Below are 19084 nucleotides of genomic sequence, written 5' to 3'. Positions count from 1 at the left end.
TCGATGCTAAATTAAATATTTGAAGGCATAACTTTATGATTTGGTAATTGTATATGTACAGGATGATAACAACACGGAGCAAAGAATAAGTATAATAGAACAAATAATAGGGATAAAGATGATATAAAAAGGACAACTCATAGATTTACTGTCTTTTGCCTTCGCACTATTATCGTTGTTCCTTGTTCTTTACTCTTTATTCCATCGTCCCACAAAAAATCTACTTTATGAAAAAATTATTGCCAGTGCTGTTGCTTTTGGCCGCGGCCTGCAAACAAAAAGAATATAATGCTGATCTGCTGGTTAAAAACGCCGTTGTTTATACGGTGGACAGTAACTTTAGCACCGCTAACGCCTTCGTGGTAAGTGGTGGTAAAATTTTAGCGGTTGGAAATGCCGATACGCTGGAGCAAAAATATTTTGCCCGTGAGGTTTTAGATGCCAACGGTGCCGCCGTATATCCCGGTTTTATTGACGCGCATGCGCACTTTTATGAGTACGGTATGGGCTTGCAGGAGGTTAACCTGGTGGGTACCAAAAGCTGGGGCGAGATCATAGACTCTGTAAGTGCGTACTCAACCCGCAACCCTGATGGCTGGATCATTGGCAACGGCTGGGATCAGAACGATTGGGCAAAAGAGGAGTTTCCGGATAAGGCCAAGCTCGATTCGCTGTTTCCGGTGAGGCCGGTTATACTGAGCCGGGTTGATGGCCATGCGGTTATTGCCAACCAGGCCGCGCTTAATATTGCAGGCGTAAAACCAGGTCAAACTATTAACGGTGGCCAAATTGAAACTATTAAGGGCAAGCTTACCGGCGTACTGGTTGATAACGCGGTGGGCATAGTAACCCGCAAAATACCAGAGCCTCCCGCGCCGATGGTAGAAAATGCGCTGCTATCGGCACAACAAAATTGCTTTGCTGTAGGGTTAACTACCGTTGATGATTGCGGCCTGCCTTATGCCATGATCAGCACCATTGCCGATCTGCAGCATAAAGGCTCCTTAAAAATGCGCATTTACATGATGCTGGCCGACAGGCAGGAGAACTACGAATACCTTTTTAAACACGGCGTTTATAAAACTCCCGGTTTAAATGTAAGGGCGTTTAAAGTTTATGCCGATGGCGCACTGGGATCATACGGGGCTGCGTTGCTCAAACCCTATACTGATTCAACAAACAAAAAAGGCTTTTTGCTAAGTAGCCAGGCCCACTTTGAGCAGGTTGCCAAATTGATATATGACAAAGGATTCCAGATGTGTACCCATGCCATTGGCGATTCGGCAAACCGCGTTATGCTTAAAATTTATGCCAGCGTATTGAAAGGTAAAAACGATCGCCGCTGGCGTATTGAACATGCGCAGGTGGTATCGCCGGAAGATGTAAAATATTTTGGCGATAATAGCATCATTCCATCAGTGCAGCCTACACATGCCACATCAGATATGTATTGGGCGGGCAAGCGACTGGGTAAAGAGCGCCTGAAATCGGCCTATGCTTACAAAAAATTATTAGGTCAGAATGGCTGGTTGCCCCTGGGTACCGATTTTCCGGTGGAGAATATTAACCCCATGTACACGTTTTATGCAGCAGTTGAACGTAAGGACCGCAAGGGATATCCTGCCGGCGGTTTCCAGATGGAGAACGCGCTTAGTCGTACCGAAGCCCTCAAGGGGATGACTATTTGGGCAGCCAAAGCCAACTTTGAAGAAAAGGAAAAAGGGAGCATCGAACCCGGTAAATATGCCGATTTTGTGCTGCTGGATAAAGATATTATGAAAGCAAAAGGCGCTGATCTGCCAAATGTAAAAGTGATCAAAACTTATATAAACGGAGTAAAAGTATATGATAAAAAGTAAGTGGGGCAGTGTTGCTTTTGTGTTGTTGGGTTTTTCAATATTTAATACGGCTTGTGCGCAAAACCCGCCCCTTACCGGTAAAAATTACATTGCAGAAGAGCGGTTGGTTGAACACTCAACCGTGTTACTCAATAACAGTAAATACCTTATTCCGCTGCAAAATCTCGATCAGCTTAAAATAGCCAGCGTTCATTTCAGCAACCAATATACCACTGCTTTTGATAGCCTGCTTAACAAATACAGCAAGGTGCAAACCTTTGACGGTAATGTTTATACAGGCGCCAAGACCCTTAACGATCTATCTGCCGATTTGATGTGGTATAATACCATCATTATACAATTAAACGAAGCCGATCTGAATAATCCGCAGCTGGCAGATTTTATTAACGGGAACCAAAAACTAAAGAATGTAATAGTTGCAGTATTTGGCGCAGGCACGGTGTTTGGTAAACTTACCAATATCAGCGCACCAATTATCTGGAGCGAGCGGATTTCGCCGGTATCGGCGTATTATGCTGCGCAGGCTGTTTTTGGCGGCTTGCCTATTACGCAAAAACTTACTAAAACTTATTCGCCGCAATTTGCATCGGGTATGGGTTTTATTACTGATAAAACAAGGCTGCAATACACAGTGCCCGAAGAGGCCAACATCAACGCCAGCGACCTGGCAAGCATAGATAACATTGCCCGCGAAGCCATTGCCCAACACGCCACTCCCGGCTGCGTTGTTTTGGTGGCTAAAGACGGTAAGGTGATCTTCAATAAGGCTTATGGTAACCATACCTACGATACGCAGGTGCCCGATAAGATAACCGATATCTTCGACCTGGCATCTATGACCAAAATATCGGCTACCACCATAGAGGCTATGGCCCTTACCGACCAGGGAAAGCTAAGCCTGGAAAATACTATTGGCGATTATGTTCCGCTGGCTAAAAAAAGTAACAAGAACGATATTAAGATAAGCGAACTGCTGCTGCACCAGGCAGGATTGATCCCCGATATTCAGAGCTTTGAAAAAGTAAAGCCAACTGATCATAGCACCGATTCATCGGCTGCTTATCCAACAAAAGTATCCGAGCATTATTTTTTACGGGCCAACTATTATAAGGATGTAATGCTGCCCGAAATGCTGAACTCGCCGCTGCGCACCCGCGGCCAGTATGTGTATAGTGATGTGAGTATGCTATTTATGAAGGAAGTAGTAGAAAACATTACCTCCATCCCCGAAAACGTATATGTACAGCAACAATTCTATAATCCGCTGGGGATGCAGACTGCCGGATTTTTACCGCTATACCGCTTCAATGCCGCGCAGATAGTACCAACCGAAAATGATCAGGAATATCGTCGTAGCCTGCTTGATGGTTACGTGCACGACCCGACTGCTGCCCTTATGGGAGGCGTTGCCGGTCATGCGGGTTTATTTGGCAGCGCCAATGATGTGGCCATACTTTACCAGATGCTGCTTAACCGGGGTACCTACGGCGGCAAGCAATATTTTAAACCTGAAGTGATTGATCTGTTCACCTCCAAGCAATCGGCCGTAAGCAGGCGCGGTTTGGGTTTTGACAGATGGGACCCTATTGCCGAGCGCCATTATCCATCGCGCCTGGCATCGGAGCAAACCTACGGGCACACCGGCTTTACCGGTACCTGCGTTTGGGTTGATCCACGTTTTAACCTGGTGTATATATTTTTATCAAACCGGGTAAACCCATCGGCCTCCAGTAACAAACTATCCAGCCTCAACATCAGGCCACGGATAATGGATGTGGTTTATGAGGCGATAAGCAAGGGAATTTGATTTCGGGTTTCGGAGTTTTTTACTGGCGCGGGCTTTTCAGCCCGTGACTTAGCATGGTTGCGGCTTTCAGCCGCAGGATAAGCTGGAAGCTTATGCCCTGCTTTCACACGGGTTACGCTGCGCTAAACCCGCGCGAGGGGGGAGTTGGTGCGTGTAAAATAAATCACAATAGCTGGTTAAATTCCAATCGCTCCCCATCCGGTCCTGTAATATTAAAAATACTTACAGCCGTTTTTCCAAAATTGCAGAAAAACAGGCTCGGGTTCCAGCACGTTGAAGCCGGCTTCGCTTATCACTTTGAAAGTTTCGTTGATATCGCTTACGTCAAAGGCAACATGATCTACATGGCCATCTTTGCGGCTTCGGATGTCGCCGAGCGCACTTTCTGGAAACTGGTAAAGTTCAAGGATCATGTTGCCACGTTGCATCATTATGCACGTGCCTTTTTCGCCATTGTGGTCAAAGGGCCGTTCCATCGTGTTAATAAAGCCCAGTCTTTCGTAAAATTGCTGCGACGCAACAACGTTGGTAACCGGGATGCCAATGTGCTGTATGCCGTTGATTTGTAAATTGATAGTGTTTTCCATCGCCTTGATAGTTTGTAGATAGATCACCCAAATATGCGGGTTAACGAAGTTAAATCATTTTACACAGTGTTAACACATTTGCCATAAATTGCTGTTAAACTTGCAGCGCATTATAAAACATTTAATGGAATAGCAGGGGGCATCCCGCCGAAGAATCACCAAAAAATTGCCCCCGGTATATCTGTTAGCTTTAAAGATAAAATTAGCTTAATGAAAATCGGAATCGTTTGTTATCCAACATTCGGCGGAAGCGGAGTTGTTGCCACTGAATTGGGCAAGGCCCTTGCCGACCGCGGTCACCAGGTTCACTTTGTAACCTATAATCAACCGGCCCGGTTAGATCTGTTTTCCGAAAATTTGTTTTACCACGAGGTGTCGGTAAATAATTATCCCCTGTTTGATTTTCCGCCGTATGAACTGGCCCTGGCCAGCCGGCTGGTGGATGTGGTAAGGCACGAAAAACTCGATCTGCTGCACGTTCATTACGCCATACCACATGCCTCGGCGGCTTTTATGGCCAAGCAAATATTAATGACCTACGGCATTTATATCCCCGTAGTTACCACCCTGCACGGTACCGATATTACCCTTGTGGGTAAAGATCGTACGTTTAAACCAGTGGTTACCTTCTCCATCAATAAATCAGATGGTGTCACTGCCGTATCTGAAAATCTGAGGGAGGATACTTTTAAGTTTTTTGAAATAGAGAACGAAATACGTGTGATTCCCAACTTTATTGATCTTACGCGCTTTAGTCTTAAAGCAAAAGATCATTTCAAAAAAGCCATTGCTCCATCGGGCGAAAAAATACTGGTGCATACCTCCAACTTCCGTAAGGTAAAACGTACCGAGGATGTGATAAAGATATTTGCCAAAGTGGTTAAAAAGATCCCATCGAAATTATTGATGGTGGGCGATGGTCCCGAACGCTCGGGCTGCGAGCAGCTTTGCCGCGATTTGGGTGTTACCGAAAATGTGCGCTTTTTGGGTAAGCAGGATGCTATTGAAGAAATTCTTTCTGTTGCTGATTTGTTCCTGATGCCATCGCAATCAGAAAGTTTTGGTTTGGCAGCTTTGGAAGCTATGGCTTGTAAAGTGCCGGTAATAAGTACCAATGCAGGCGGTTTGCCTGAGCTTAATGTTGATGGCCTTACCGGTTTTCTGCGTGATATTGGCGATGTTGACGGCATGGCCGAACGCTCTATCTATATACTTGAAGACGAGGCCCGATTGGAAACTTTTAAAGAGAATGCCCTGGCCCGTGCTAAGGAGTTCGACCTATCTACCATACTGCCAATTTATGAGGCTTATTACTTGGAAGTAATTGAAAGGTGCAAGGATAAATAACAAAAGTTTTGTATATTGACAGTTCAATATAAGAGTTAACGGATACACTGCCGTTAATGTAATAAACACGATACAAACGAAAGTTTGTTTTCTAATCGGTTAAAAATTATCGCTAATGTTAATTAACTTAGCTTATTGTTTCACTTTAAAACTAAAACTTATGGCAAAGCACACAACTTTAAAACGTGGACAGTTACTTAAGTACATTGGTAAAAGGTGGAGAAATTTAAACATCAGCTACCCATTCATGAAATTTTTAGGTTATGACGGCAATGGCTTCGCCGATGTATGGGTAGAATACCAGGGCCGCTTGATGCTGCTAGCCTTGAAAGAGGTTGAGCTGGTAAGCGTAGCCGCGTAAGTTCACTGTTTGTAAGCCTATTTTCCTTCGTTACTATTTTCAGGGTTTGTTACTGCGTACAGTATTTGGCAATATAGCTATCGGCCTTGTCGCTGCCTATGTTGTGAATAAAGGTCCAATCGGTACATGCGCCTTCATTATCATGCTGCTTTAGCTTTTCGTTGGCTTGTTTTAGCATGTCGCTTATCAGCTCATCATCAAAGCCCAATTGTTTTTTGAGGGCTATGATGGTGGGCTCTTTTGACAGATCGGCCGTACCCTTGTATTTGTTAATGTAAAAGTTGGTAACAGCGTTTTCCAGCTCCTGGCGGTTTTTATAATCATTAATGGCTGCTTGCATGTCTATCGCTTTGGTGGTTCCGCAGCGGGTTTGGTCGGCATCAAAGCGTATGGGTTGTATGATGCTGGTAGTGCTCACATAATCGGCAGGTACCGTCCATTTGCCCGATGTAAGTTTAATAACGCGCAGCGCCTCATCATCCAGATCGATCCCTAAACCCTGCGCAACCTTTGCTTCAATAACCTTTCCATCTTTATCTAACTTAAAGGCAACATCAATAGTACCTGCTATGCAGTTTTGCCGAGAGTATTCGGGGTAAACTATCTTGGTCCGCAAAAAATCGAGCAGGGCAGATTGCCCGCCTTTGAATGCCGGCTGGGCGAAGGCATAACCTGCGGTTGCCGCCATCATCAACACACTTATAAACAAACGCTTAACCATAGTATAAATATCGACAATTAAATTGCAATAAGGTTTAAGGGAATTGCGGGTAAATGGCCGAATAAGCAAGAATTAATTATTGGCGGAATTTTAAAAACCCAGCACCCAACCCGGATCGGGCACATTAGCCTTGTACTTTTCCATCTCCGAATATTTACACACGCCGGGGTAATCGCCCCACTTGCCTTCCATATCAAACATCAGTTGAAAATGCAGGTGCGGCGGCCATTGGCCGTTTTCGATGTTGTTACCCAAGGTGGCTATTTGCTGATCCTTGTTTACAGGCATGCCAACGGTTAGTGTTTCCAGACTTGTGCGACTCAGGTGGCCGTAAAGGCTGTACAGTGTTAATCCATCCAGGCTGTGTTCTAATATAATGCAGGGGCCATAATCGCCCAGGTTATTGTTATCCTGAAAGCTATGTACTTTGCCATCAAATGGGGTATAAATGGGTGTGTCGGCTGGTCCCCAAATGTCAACCCCGAGGTGCAAACGGCGGGGTTCATCCTCGGTATCAAAATGGGCGCTTACCGCATAAATGGTACGATGTTCCAGATAACCACCAATGCCGTAGCGTGCTTTATTGACTTTTAGCTTGTTACTAATCCAGTTGCTAAATGCTTGGGCATCGGCAATAATTTCGGTGGTTAGTTCGGTATTGGTTGCGGTAAACTCTAACGGAAAAAGCCGGTCGGTGCCGGCTTTATAGTCAACCACTTTGCCAATGGCAGCAGGGTTGTTTTGTAAATAGTTTTTTAACAGCGCGTGCTTATCCATCCGGATAAAATTATTCGGCTTCGGTATCGGGCTGGCGCTCTTCTTTACTTATCTTATCAAAGATCTTATCCATACGCTCAACGTATTCGCTGGTATCATCTACAAAAAATTCAAGTTGAGGGATGATGCGCACCTGGTCTTTGATTCGTGCACCCAATTTATAACGAATTTCGGAGGCATGCAGTTTAATGGTTTGCAGGGATTGCTGTACGTTGGTTGTATTACCAAAAAAACTCAAAAATATGCGGGCGATGGCAAGATCGGGTGTTACACGTACCTTGGTTATGGTTACCAGTGTGTTGGGCAAATAGTTCATGCCTTCGCGCTGAAATATGGCGGCAAGGTCCTCCTGTATTACTCCGGCAAATTTTTGCTGACGTTTTGATTCCATGATAGTTAGTTACGCCACTTAGGCAGATGAGTTTAAATTGATTGGTTTAACCGGGATTAATAAAAAGCTTTTATTAAAGCTTAGTTACAAACATCCTGCGGTATCTCTTTTGTTATTTTTACTACTTTTTTTACAACCAGGGTACTGTCATACTCAGATCCCATACCCTCCTTGCCCGATTTTGATTTGATACCCTCTACCTCAACATAAACCGGCTCATAAGGTTTTTCGAAGTTCATTTGAGAGTATTGCAGCTCCAGCTGCGACGAGCTATCGGTAACCCAAAACTCACGGCCGCTGTCACAATCCTTAAATGACTTTATTTCGGGGCCAAAGCTGTACAGCCCTTTGTAAATGGTGGGTTTATCTCCTTTGTCTGCTTTACGGTTACATGAGCATGCAGCAATAAAAATAAATACAAGCGCGCAATATTTAATATACCTTATCCTCATATAAACAAATTTACAAATCCTGTTTGATTTCATCGAGCCCTTTAATACTTAATCGTGCACTTATTCCTGATGCTATAACAGCAATGGCGCCTACTGTTAAAAATACCAAACCAAAGTCGGATAGTTTTATGGCAATAGGGTAGGCATCAATTATTGACGTTTTTGTACCCATTTTTATCATGCCATAATGTTGCTGCGCAATACAAAATACCAGTCCCAATACTACACCCGCAATACAGCCAATAGCCGATATCATCATCCCCTCGAAAAAGAAAATGCCCTGTATCATTCGTTTATTGGCACCCAGTCCGCTTAAAATGGCAATGTCTTTACGCTTATCAATCACCAGCATGGTTAACGAGCCAATTATATTAAATATTGCTATAATAAGCACAAAGGTAAGTATCATGTAAATAGACCAACGCTCAAAAGTGAGGGTTTTATACAGTTCGGTGTTTTGCTGCTTTCGGTTTTTTACGGTGAACTTGCTGCCAATGGCATCCTCAATTTTACTTTGTACGGCTGCCAGGTTAGTACCCTTTTTATAGGTAAGCTCAAGTGATGATACCTCAACAGGCTGATCCAGCAAATCACGGGCAAACTCAATTGGAGTTACCACAATATCATCAAACTCCTGCTGAATGGCAAACACGCCCGAAGGATTTATTGACCGTACCTCGAACTCATTTAGCGGATTGGCCGAATTTACCACACCTCGCCGGGGCGAATATATTTGGATAGGCGCGAGCGCGTCATGTACGTTAATGCCCAGGTTGCCCTGTATGGTTGCCCCTACAACCGCAAAATACTGCCCATTATTTTTTAACGTGAATGAGCCGTTTTGTACCGTACTATCCAGCTGTTTATTTTTCAAAAAATCGTCGCTTACGCCTTTGATGCTACCAATCAGCGGTTTGTCGCCATACCTGATGAGGGCTTTTTCCTGCAATACCTGCGTAAAGGAAAACAAGTGCTCATCCTTATGCAGCGATTTAAAATAAGGCGTATTTGGGTCGAAGGTTTTTCCGAGGCGTGTTTCGATCTTTATCTCGGGCGAAAAATTGCTGTATAACGACAGGATCACCTCCTCCAGCCCGTTGAACGCCGATAAGATAATGATCAGGGCTGCACTGCCTATAAGCACCCCCAGCATAGATATGCCCGAAATGATATTGATGGCGTGCATTTTTTTGCCCGAGAACAGGTATCTTTTAGCTATGTATATAGAGGTGTTCAATTATGGTTGCGTTGTGAGCTGTAAGTTATCACTTAATTTAAAAAAGGGTTGTTTTGTTTTTCGTATCCGATAGTTGTTTCGGGGCCGTGACCGGGATAAACGGTACAATCGTCGGGCAGCCTGAACAATTTGTTCTCTATATTATCCACCAATTGTGTGAAATTACCACCCGGTAAATCAGACCGGCCAATGCTTAACCTGAACAACACATCGCCGCCAATTAAAATATTGGTTTCCCTATCATAAAAGCATAACGATGCCGGTGAATGCCCGGGCGCAAATATGAGGTGCAGGATTGTATCTCCAAATGTAATGCTACCGGTTTCAGATAAAAACTCGTCGGGCAGGGGCGATACCTCGTACCTGATACCCATTTGCGGGGCATAAGATACAACAGCCGCCAGCGTATCCGATTCGCCAATGTGGAATTTGGGTTTTAGTCCGTACTTATCAAATACAAATTTATTGCCCAGTACGTGGTCAATATGGCAATGGGTATTTAGCAGCAGCACGGGGGTTAAATTATTATCCTTTATAAAATTTACCACCACATTTTGTTCGGTAGCGGTATACATGCCGGGGTCAATAATTACACATTGGCCGGTTTCATCATATAAAAGGTAGGTGTTTTCCTGGTAAGGATTATTTACAAAGGATTTAACTTTTGCCATGCGGTAAAAGTACGGAATAAATTTGTTGGCGAAAGTGAAGCCGCCTCCCTTTTACAGTCGGTGGTTTAAAACGAGGCACAGCAATTGCGGTTGTTTAATTTTCAACGAAAATAATTTTCGCGGGTAAAAGCCGTTCCTGTATAATGAGGACGGCTTTTCTTCATCATAACTTCATAACTATTGTGCGCATCAAAACTTTTTATGGGTTTTAATCGTATCTTTGGAAACATTATAAATAAGAGTTCTATTATTCTAATTTCAATTCAGTGATAATCATAATATTCTTTATAGCGCACTGGTTTTTGTCGCTATTCTTCCAAACGTTCTTTTTACATAGGTATGCATCACACAAAATGTTCACTACCAACAAATTTTTTGAGGGGACATTTTACCTGCTTACTTTCATTTGCCAGGGTTCGTCGTTTTTAAACCCGCGGGCCTACGCTATCATGCACCGCGAGCATCATGCCTACAGCGATACCGAGAAAGATCCGCATTCACCGCACTTTTTCAGGGATGTTTTCCAGATGATGGTTTACACTGCCAAAAGTTACCGTATGCACGAGAAAAAATTAAAAGAACCTGAGGAACGCTTTAAGGGAAATATCCCAGAATGGCGCACTGTCGATTTCATTGGTTCATCAATGATATCGCGCCTTACTTTCGGCGTATTATACATTGCTTTTTATGTAGCTTTTGCTACCAGCTGGTGGATGTTTTTACTTATTCCTATCCACTTTTTAATGGGCCCTATTCACGGTGCTATTGTTAACTGGTGCGGTCATAAATATGGTTACGCCAATTTTGATAACGGCGACAAATCAAAAAACACTACTCCGTTTGACTTTTTAATGCTGGGCGAGCTGTTCCAGAATAATCACCACAAACGCCCCAATAACGCCAACTTCGGCGCGAAATGGTTCGAGATAGACCCAGTTTACCCGGTAATGAAACTGATGCACTGGATGCACATCATAAGGCTGAGGAAAGCTTATTTGTAGAACTTTTGGGACTACTGGACTTCTTGGACTATAGGACTTCAGAAAGGATAAAAGAATTTTTAATATTTAAAGCAGGCCGTAATCGATAAGATTACGGCCTGCTTTTTTTATATTCAACAATAAGTCCTTTATCTTTTGTCCAACGGTCTTTTATCCAAAGTCCAATAGTTCAATAAGTCTTATAGTCCAGAAAATCCCATAGTCCCATAGTCCAAAAAGTTCTATCTTTGCCGCTCATAAAGCATATACCAAATGAATGTTTCTGTATTAGCTCAAAATTTACGTGGCTCCGAGATCATTAAGATTGCCGGCGAGATCAACGAATTAAAAAGACAAGGTCAAAACATAGCTAACCTAACCATTGGCGATTTTGACTCGAATATTTATCCCATTCCGGCTGATTTGAAGGATGGTATTGTTGAGGCTTATAACCAAAATCAAACCAACTATCCGCCGGCAGACGGTATGCTTAACCTGCGCGAAAGTGTATCGGCTTTTTTAAGCAGCAGGATGAACCTGCATTATAAGCCCAACGAAATTTTAATATCCGGCGGCTCTCGTCCGCTTATATATTCTACTTTTTTAGCACTGGTTGATCCGGGCGATAAGGTGGTTTTCCCGGCACCGTCATGGAACAATAATCACTACAGCGACCTTACAGGTGCCGAAGCGATCATTGTTGAAACCAAACCCGAAAATAACTTTATGCCTACGGCAGATGAGATAGCACCGCATTTAAAAGGTGCTACGCTGCTGGCATTATGTTCACCGCTAAACCCTACCGGTACCATGTTTGCCAAAAAAGATCTCGAAGAAATTTGCGACCTGGTGATTGCCGAGAACAAAAGCAGACCGGCAGGTCAAAAACCATTGTACTTACTATATGATCAAATTTATTCGCAATTAACCTTTGGCAGTTTTGTGCATTACGATCCGGTTAATTTGCGCCCCGAGCTTAAAGATTATACCGTGTTTATTGATGGCGCATCAAAATGTTTTGCAGCTACAGGCGTGCGTGTAGGCTGGGGCTTTGGCCCGGCAAATATTATCGACAATATGAAAGCCATTGTTGGGCACATGGGGGCGTGGTCGCCCAAGGCCGAGCAGGTTGCCATGGCACATTTTATAAAAGATACCCCGGCGGTTGATGCTTATTTGGGCGATTTAAAAGGTAAAATAAAAGCCAGTTTAGATACCCTGCACGAAGGTTTCCAGGCTATGAAAGCCGATGGGTTTAGCGTTGATTCCATTGAACCGATGGGTGCCATATACCTTACCCTGAAAATTGATTACGCCGGCAAAACTACACCAGATGGTACAGTGCTGAACAGCGCTGCGGATATAAATTTTTATCTTATTAAAGAAGCAAAATTAGCACTGGTTCCCTTTGCAGCCTTTGGTAACGACGAGTCCATGAACTGGTTTCGTGCATCGGTGGGGGCAAGCACACTTGCAGATATTCAGCAATTGGTACCAAGGGTTAGGGAAGCGTTGAGTAAGCTTGTCTGATCAGAATTTGAGAATTGACAGAATTGTTTGTTCATTACCCATAAGACACAAGAGCAGGCTAATAGCCTGCTCTTGTGTCTTATGGGTTTCGTATTTTTACGGCCAGTCATCCTGGGCACAGCGAAGGATCTAATCACCACTAATACAGGCTGACTTTGCAATGCTTGCAATAAGTTTGTTAGCATCGCCATCCAAAACTAATTGCCCTCCAAAAGGTTATGTATAGTACCATGGCCAAAAAACCGTTACTTGAATTTACCGACAGAGGCATTTACTGTTCGCAGGGCAAGTTTTACATCGATCCCTGGAAACCTGTTGACGATGCCGTAATTACCCATGCCCATGCCGATCATGCTTACGTTGGGCATAAACACTACCTGGCGCATCATTTGTCGCGCGAGGTGTTGTATTATCGCCTTGGCGAAATTCAGCTGCAGACAGTGGAGTACGGCGAAACAGTGATGAAGAATGGTGTGAGTATTTCCCTGTTCCCTGCCGGTCATGTAATCGGTTCGGCGCAGATCAGGGTAGAATATAAGGGTGAGGTTTGGGTAGTAAGCGGCGATTACAAAACGGAGGACGACGGCATTTCTACACCTTTTGAACCTGTACAATGCCACCACTTTATATCAGAATGTACCTTTGGTATGCCGGTTTATACCTGGAAACCACAGGTGCAGATCTTTGAGGATATTAACAACTGGTGGCGCAGCAACCTGCATAATGGCCTTGCAACCGTTTTAGTTGGCTATTCCTTGGGTAAGGCGCAACGCATACTACAAAACCTCGATCTGTTTAATGGCAAAGTTTATACCCATGGCGTAATTGAAAATACAAACGAAGCGCTGCGCCGTAATGGGGTGTTGCTAAACCCAACCGAAAGGATCACACAGGAATCAATAAAAGAGGAAGTTAGAAAAGGTATCATTATAGCGCCGCCTTCATCGGTAGGTACGCCGTGGATGCGGAAGTTTCAGCCATACAGCTTTGGCTATTGTTCGGGTTGGATGGCTATCCGTGGTGCCAAACGCCGCCGTGCTGCCGATCGTGGGTTCGTACTATCAGACCATGCTGATTGGGATGGCCTCATCAGCGCCATTGATGCCACCCGCTGCGAAAGTGTTTATCTCACCCACGGGTACACCGCCACCTTCGCCCGGTATTTAAGCGGCATTGGTTTTGACGCGCATGAGGTACATACGTTATATGGCGGGGAAGAAGAGGAAGCCTCACTCCAACCTTCTCCGGAGGAGAGGGGGCTTGAAGCCCATGAACAAGATAATAGAAATGCAAATAAAGAAGTCCTCTCCTTTGGAGAGGATTTAGGTGAGGCCGGAGGAACCCCATCATGAAAGCATTCGCCCAACTTTTCCTTTCCTTAGATGAAACCAACAAAACCAACGAAAAGGTTAAAGTTTTAAAGGATTATTTTATGGCCGTGCCCGATACCGATAAAATGCACATGCTCGCATTGTTCACCGGGCGCAAACCCAAACGGCAGATCAATTCTACGCTGGTACGTAATTGGGCCATAGAGGCATCGAACATACCCGCGTGGCTGTTTGAGGAAAGTTACCACGTAGTGGGCGACCTTGCTGAAACCATGGCCCTGCTGATGCCCCAAACTACCGAAAGCAGTAGTAAAACCCTTACCGAGTGGATAGCCGAGATCAATAACCTTAATAACAAAACCGAGGATGAAAAAAAGGAGTGGCTGCTAAGTTCATGGGCTATGCTGGACAGCCAGGAACGTTTTGTATTTAACAAATTACTTACCGGCAGTTTCAGGGTAGGGGTGTCGCAAAATCTGGTGATTAAGGCGTTGGCAGATATTTCGGGACTGGAGGCAGCAGTGCTTACCCACCGCATAATGGGTAGCTGGATGCCGGAAACCCTGCAGTTTGCCCAATTGATGGAAGAGCAGGATGCCTCGGAAAATATATCCCGACCCTATCCGTTTTTTCTCGCCTATCCCATACAAGAAACATCCGAAAAACAAAAAACACCCGCTGAAGTTGGTGTTGCGTTAGGCAACGCAGCTGACTGGCAGGCCGAGTGGAAGTGGGACGGCATCCGGGCGCAAATGATAAAACGCGGCGGCGAGATCTTTATCTGGAGTCGCGGCGAAGATTTGGCGACGGAAAAATTTCCCGAACTGCATCCCTTTTTAAATGCCCTGCCCGATGGTACAGTGATAGATGGCGAGATTCTGAGTTTTCAACATGGGTTGCCGATGTCCTTTAATGTGCTGCAAACCCGTATCGGCCGCAAAAATCTTAGTAAAAAAATATTGGAAGAAAGCCCGGTAGCGGTTATAGCTTATGATTGCCTGGAATATAATGGCGAAGATATCCGCGCAAAAACGCAAGCCGAAAGGCGGGTGATACTGGAACAGCTACAGGCACAGACACTCTACCCGGAAGTTTTCAGACTCTCGGCCTTGATAAAATTTAATACCTGGGATGAGCTGGGCGATATTCGGGGGCAATCCCGAGCTATGATTGCAGAGGGTATTATGCTGAAACGTAAAAGTGCGGCCTACCAGGTTGGTCGCCGCCGTGGCGATTGGTGGAAATGGAAGATCGATCCGTTATCGGTAGATGCGGTGATGATCTACGCCCAAAAAGGCCACGGTCGCCGGGCCGATTTGTATACCGATTATACCTTTGCGGTTTGGGATGGCGATAAGCTGGTGCCTTTTGCTAAAGCGTACTCGGGCTTAACAGACGCCGAGATAAATAAGGTTGATTACTTTGTAAAACGCAACACCATTGAAAAATTTGGTCCGGTGCGCACCGTAAAACCCGAGTTGGTTTTTGAAATTGGCTTTGAGGGAATCAACAGATCAAGCAGGCATAAATCGGGCATCGCGCTGAGGTTTCCGAGGATATTGCGATGGAGGCACGATAAGCCCAAGGAAGAAGCCGATACGCTGGACAGTTTAAAGGCCCTGTTGGGCGATGGAACAGAATAAATTAAGCGATATTGGAATTTTTGTAATTACTTTGCCGGCTGAAAAGTATAAAAGCATAATCAATGATAGTAATTAATAGTTTTAGCGAGTTTGAGGAGCAAATTGGCAAGGAGTTGGGGGTATCGTCATGGCATACCATTACCCAGGAACAGATCAACAAATTTGCCGATGCTACGCTGGATCATCAATGGATCCATACGGATACTGAACGTGTAAAAACCGAAAGTCCGTTTAAAACCACCATTGCCCACGGTTATCTTACGTTATCGCTGATCCCTTATTTATGGAAAGAGATAGTGGAGATACGGAACCTGAAAATGGAAATTAACTACGGTATTGAAAACCTGCGCTTTGCCCAGCCGGCACTTGTTGACAGCCGTGTGCGCCTTAAGGTTAAACTTGCCGGTTTATTAAACCTGCGTGGTGTTATTAAAGCAACTATGGCAATTGAACTTGAAATTGAAGATCAGAAAAAACCGGCTTTTACCGGCGAGGTTGTTTTCCTGTATCACTTTACTTCGTAACAGGCGGTTATTCCTCCACCAATTCCACCTCGGCAACGGGACTGAAAAGGTAAGTCCTTTTCGTTTTAATCTCTACGCATTTAAAACGCTTGCGCAATTGCTCTTCCTTGCGGAAAACGCGGTCGCCTTTTATTTTAAATAACGCCTTAAATGGAATTTTTTCTACAGTAGTAACCGCTTCTTTCGGCGCATCGTATTTGCGCAATGAGCGGTACAGGTTTAAGTCGGAACAACTGGACGCGGCGGGGTTATCCAAATAATTGATGATGGCGTGTTTAACATCGGCCGGGAAAATTTCCTTTTCAAAAAAAGGCTGCATCATTTTTTTGAAGTTGTTTTTCCACTCGGTGCCATGCGGTTTTGCTTTTTGTTTATGCTCATTCCAGGTATGCAGGTGTGCAAACTCGTGTACGGTGGTTACCAAAAAAGCATAGGGGTTAAGATCATAGTTCACCGAAATACGGTGACCTTTACCTGCATAAGGCGAACGGTAGTCGCCAAATTTAGTGCCGCGGTTTCGCGAAATTTTAAACTCGCATTTAAAGTAATCTATCCAGCGGCCAATAAGGGGAGCCGCATCCGGCGGAAGATATCTTTCTAAAACTTTTACTTTATCCAATTTTCTACCTCTATATCAAAATTAAGGTTTTATGGTGAAAGGTAAAAGGCGAAAGGTTGATGAATTGTGGACTAACTGTCAATATTTACGATTGCTGGCGCCCAATGGTCTATAGACTAAATCTATTTCAACAAATTATAAACTATAATGCTGGCGGTATAGGCGAGCGCCGTCATGTAGGCAAATTGCGCTGCGGGCCAGCGCCAGTCTTTTGTTTCGCGGTATACTACGGCAACGGTGCTGGCGCATTGCATGGCGAAAGCGTAAAACATCATAAGCGAGAACGCAACAGCTAACGTAAACACGGGTTTGCCGGTATCGGGATTTTTTGCGTCGTGCATTTTTTCCTGTACAGATTGCAGCTTGTCAGCATCGCCCTCTACGCTGTAAATGGTGGCCATTGTGCCAACAAAAACCTCGCGCGCGGCAAATGAGCTGATGAGTGCTATGCCTATCTTCCAATCGAAGCCTAATGGTTTAATTGCAGGCTCTATCACATGGCCGAACACACCGGCGTAAGAGTTCTCCAGCTTTTCAGACGCAACGACTTTAGTAAGGCTATCGGGCGTCATTGTTTTAGTGTATTGTGACTGGCTGTATTGCTGATCTATCTTTGCAAACCTATCGCCGGGTCCATAGGATTTTAGCACCCAAAGAATAATGGATACCGCAATGATCACCTTACCCGCCTGAAAAACGAAGGTTTTGGAACGATCATACATGGTGAATGCTACGTTTTTCCACCTAGGCATACGGTATACAGGCAGTTCCATAATAAAGTAACCGCGTTCGCGGGCTTTCAGGATGAATTTCATTACAAAGGCAACAATCACTGCCGATACAATGCTGAGCAGGTACATAGCCGTAAGAGCCAGGCCCTGCAAATTAAATATCCACCAAACATTGCGGTTTGGCACCACCAAAGCGATAAGAAGGGTATAAACCGGTAACCGGGCAGAACAGGCCACCAATGGCGTAACCATGATGGTGATCATACGATCTTTCCAGTTTTCGATGTTGCGTGTACTCATGATGGATGGTACCGCGCAGGCAAAACCACCAATAAGTGGTACTACCGATTTGCCGTTGAGGCCAACCTTACGCATTACCTTGTCCATCATAAACGTAACGCGCGACATGTAGCCCGTATCTTCCAAAATAGAAATGAGCGCAAATAAAATGGCTATCTGCGGTATAAATACAAGTACACCACTTAATCCTGCTATTATGCCATCAATTAGTAAGCTGGCCAATGGGCCGGCAGGTAGTACTTTAGTAGCAGTGCTTTGCAGCCGTACAAACAGGTCTGATATCAGATCCATAGGGTAGGACGACCATGAAAATATAGCCTGGAATATGAATATTAGTATGGCGAAGAATATGATAAAGCCAAATATCTTGTGGGTAAGTATCTTATCAATTTTATTGCTCAGGGTTTCGGCCTGTGCTGTTTCAGGCTTTTTAACTGTGTCGTAAAGGAGGTCGTTTATGAAATTATACCTGGCAATGGTTTCTGTAGCCTGTGCCTTTTGCGAATGGAAGGAAAACTCTTTTTCAGACTCCTCAATACGGTCGCTTTCTGCAGGCGATAAAAATTTCAGTGTTTCGTGCTGATGCGCCAGTTGCAGGGCAAAATAAGGGTTAGCTATATTTAGCTCCTCCTGGATGCGGGCAATCAGTTGTGGTGCTATGGGTTCCACATCAATAGTATCCTGTTGCAGAGCTATTTTGTTGGCGTATGCAATGGTGGTTTTTAGTTGGTCTATACCCTTTACTTTACGCGCCGAAATGGAAACGACGGGCACGCCCAGTTTTTTGGCAAACAGATCGACATTAATAATGATACCCGCTTTTTCAGATACATCTATCATGTTAAGCGCCACAACCACCGGGATTTTCATATCGGCAATTTGGGTATACAGCAGCAGGTTGCGTTTTAGGTTGGATGCATCCAGGATCACGACAATCAAATCGGGAATCATCCCCTTGGATTTATCAGCTAAAACAGAAAATACAATAGATTCATCCTGGCTTTTTGGATAGATGCTGTAAGTACCTGGCAGATCAATGATCTCGGCGGTACGGCCATCTGGCAACTGGCAAAAGCCGGTTTTTTTATCAACGGTAACCCCCGGAAAATTTCCTATTTTTTGATTTAAACCGGTTAAAACATTAAAGAGTGTTGATTTACCGGTGTTTGGATTTCCTACAAGTGCAACTCTTATATCGGCTTTCAATGCTTACAAA

18 protein-coding genes are annotated in these 19084 nt (G+C 44.4%); 9 read left to right on the top strand and 9 right to left on the bottom strand.

The features are described from left to right. Nucleotides 1-227: 227 nt before the first annotated feature. Together BLS59_RS11695 and BLS59_RS11690 are read left to right on the top strand one after the other, a co-directional pair. Nucleotides 228-1859: an amidohydrolase gene (locus BLS59_RS11695; protein ID WP_091149408.1), complete on the top strand. Its 1632-nt coding sequence runs from the start codon at nucleotides 228-230 to the stop codon at nucleotides 1857-1859. Further along, nucleotides 1846-3666, top strand: a complete 1821-nt coding sequence (locus BLS59_RS11690) for a serine hydrolase domain-containing protein (RefSeq protein WP_091149405.1) — start codon at nucleotides 1846-1848, stop codon at nucleotides 3664-3666. Before BLS59_RS11695 ends, BLS59_RS11690 begins: the two co-directional genes overlap by 14 nt. Nucleotides 3667-3878: 212 nt before the next feature. Here BLS59_RS11690 and BLS59_RS11685 read toward each other — a convergent pair whose 3' ends face one another. Beyond that, nucleotides 3879-4253, bottom strand: coding sequence for a VOC family protein (locus BLS59_RS11685; RefSeq protein WP_091149401.1), 375 nt, complete (start codon nucleotides 4251-4253; stop codon nucleotides 3879-3881). Nucleotides 4254-4463: 210 nt separating this feature from the next. Between BLS59_RS11685 and bshA the strand changes: the two genes are divergently transcribed. Then, nucleotides 4464-5600 (top strand): N-acetyl-alpha-D-glucosaminyl L-malate synthase BshA, encoded by a 1137-nt coding sequence (gene bshA / locus BLS59_RS11680; RefSeq protein WP_091149399.1) that lies wholly within the window; start codon nucleotides 4464-4466, stop codon nucleotides 5598-5600. 160 nt (nucleotides 5601-5760) lie between these two features. Next, nucleotides 5761-5961, top strand: a complete 201-nt coding sequence (locus tag BLS59_RS11675) for a hypothetical protein (RefSeq protein WP_143014109.1) — start codon at nucleotides 5761-5763, stop codon at nucleotides 5959-5961. Between the two features lie 49 nt (nucleotides 5962-6010). Here BLS59_RS11675 and BLS59_RS11670 read toward each other — a convergent pair whose 3' ends face one another. The 6 genes from BLS59_RS11670 to BLS59_RS11645 form a co-directional block, all read right to left on the bottom strand. Further along, complete coding sequence (locus BLS59_RS11670) at nucleotides 6011-6682, bottom strand: energy transducer TonB (protein ID WP_091149393.1); 672 nt, start codon at nucleotides 6680-6682, stop codon at nucleotides 6011-6013. Between the two features lie 90 nt (nucleotides 6683-6772). Then, nucleotides 6773-7459 (bottom strand): peptidoglycan DD-metalloendopeptidase family protein, encoded by a 687-nt coding sequence (locus BLS59_RS11665; protein WP_091149391.1) that lies wholly within the window; start codon nucleotides 7457-7459, stop codon nucleotides 6773-6775. Nucleotides 7460-7469: 10 nt separating this feature from the next. Further along, nucleotides 7470-7850 (bottom strand): 30S ribosome-binding factor RbfA, encoded by a 381-nt coding sequence (gene rbfA, locus BLS59_RS11660; RefSeq protein WP_091149388.1) that lies wholly within the window; start codon nucleotides 7848-7850, stop codon nucleotides 7470-7472. 80 nt (nucleotides 7851-7930) lie between these two features. Next, entirely contained in the window at nucleotides 7931-8302 is a 372-nt protein-coding gene (locus BLS59_RS11655) for a hypothetical protein (protein WP_091149590.1), read from the bottom strand. A gap of 10 nt (nucleotides 8303-8312) precedes the next feature. Further along, nucleotides 8313-9539 carry an FtsX-like permease family protein gene (locus BLS59_RS11650; RefSeq protein ID WP_091149385.1) on the bottom strand — a complete coding sequence of 409 codons (1227 nt, stop codon included), beginning with the start codon at nucleotides 9537-9539 and terminating at the stop codon, nucleotides 8313-8315. A 32-nt stretch (nucleotides 9540-9571) separates the two neighbouring features. Beyond that, on the bottom strand, nucleotides 9572-10210 hold the full coding sequence (locus tag BLS59_RS11645) for an MBL fold metallo-hydrolase (protein ID WP_091149383.1): 639 nt from the start codon (nucleotides 10208-10210) through the stop codon (nucleotides 9572-9574). A 266-nt stretch (nucleotides 10211-10476) separates the two neighbouring features. Here BLS59_RS11645 and BLS59_RS11640 point away from each other — a divergent pair, with 266 nt between their 5' ends. The 5 genes from BLS59_RS11640 to BLS59_RS11620 all read left to right on the top strand — a co-directional run bounded on the left by BLS59_RS11640 (nucleotide 10477) and on the right by BLS59_RS11620 (nucleotide 16218). Continuing rightward, nucleotides 10477-11211 carry an acyl-CoA desaturase gene (locus BLS59_RS11640; RefSeq protein WP_091149380.1) on the top strand — a complete coding sequence of 245 codons (735 nt, stop codon included), beginning with the start codon at nucleotides 10477-10479 and terminating at the stop codon, nucleotides 11209-11211. 252 nt (nucleotides 11212-11463) lie between these two features. Beyond that, nucleotides 11464-12720, top strand: coding sequence for a pyridoxal phosphate-dependent aminotransferase (locus BLS59_RS11635; RefSeq protein ID WP_091149378.1), 1257 nt, complete (start codon nucleotides 11464-11466; stop codon nucleotides 12718-12720). 218 nt (nucleotides 12721-12938) lie between these two features. After that, nucleotides 12939-14072, top strand: coding sequence for a ligase-associated DNA damage response exonuclease (locus tag BLS59_RS11630; protein WP_240315223.1), 1134 nt, complete (start codon nucleotides 12939-12941; stop codon nucleotides 14070-14072). Continuing rightward, nucleotides 14069-15694 (top strand): ATP-dependent DNA ligase, encoded by a 1626-nt coding sequence (locus BLS59_RS11625; protein ID WP_091149375.1) that lies wholly within the window; start codon nucleotides 14069-14071, stop codon nucleotides 15692-15694. The genes BLS59_RS11630 and BLS59_RS11625 overlap by 4 nt, the downstream gene beginning before the upstream one ends. A gap of 62 nt (nucleotides 15695-15756) precedes the next feature. Then, nucleotides 15757-16218: a MaoC family dehydratase gene (locus tag BLS59_RS11620; RefSeq protein ID WP_091149373.1), complete on the top strand. Its 462-nt coding sequence runs from the start codon at nucleotides 15757-15759 to the stop codon at nucleotides 16216-16218. Nucleotides 16219-16225: 7 nt separating this feature from the next. Here BLS59_RS11620 and BLS59_RS11615 read toward each other — a convergent pair whose 3' ends face one another. Beyond that, nucleotides 16226-16837 carry a SprT-like domain-containing protein gene (locus BLS59_RS11615; protein ID WP_091149370.1) on the bottom strand — a complete coding sequence of 204 codons (612 nt, stop codon included), beginning with the start codon at nucleotides 16835-16837 and terminating at the stop codon, nucleotides 16226-16228. A 122-nt stretch (nucleotides 16838-16959) separates the two neighbouring features. Then, nucleotides 16960-19074 carry a ferrous iron transport protein B gene (gene feoB, locus BLS59_RS11610; protein ID WP_091149367.1) on the bottom strand — a complete coding sequence of 705 codons (2115 nt, stop codon included), beginning with the start codon at nucleotides 19072-19074 and terminating at the stop codon, nucleotides 16960-16962. Nucleotides 19075-19084: the final 10 nt, after the last annotated feature.

It is taken from the genome of Mucilaginibacter pineti (assembly GCF_900101875.1).
GTDB classification, from domain to species: Bacteria; Bacteroidota; Bacteroidia; order Sphingobacteriales; family Sphingobacteriaceae; genus Mucilaginibacter; species Mucilaginibacter pineti.
The sequence above is the reverse complement of the archived record's forward strand: the minus strand, read 5'-3'. Positions and strand labels throughout refer to the sequence as shown.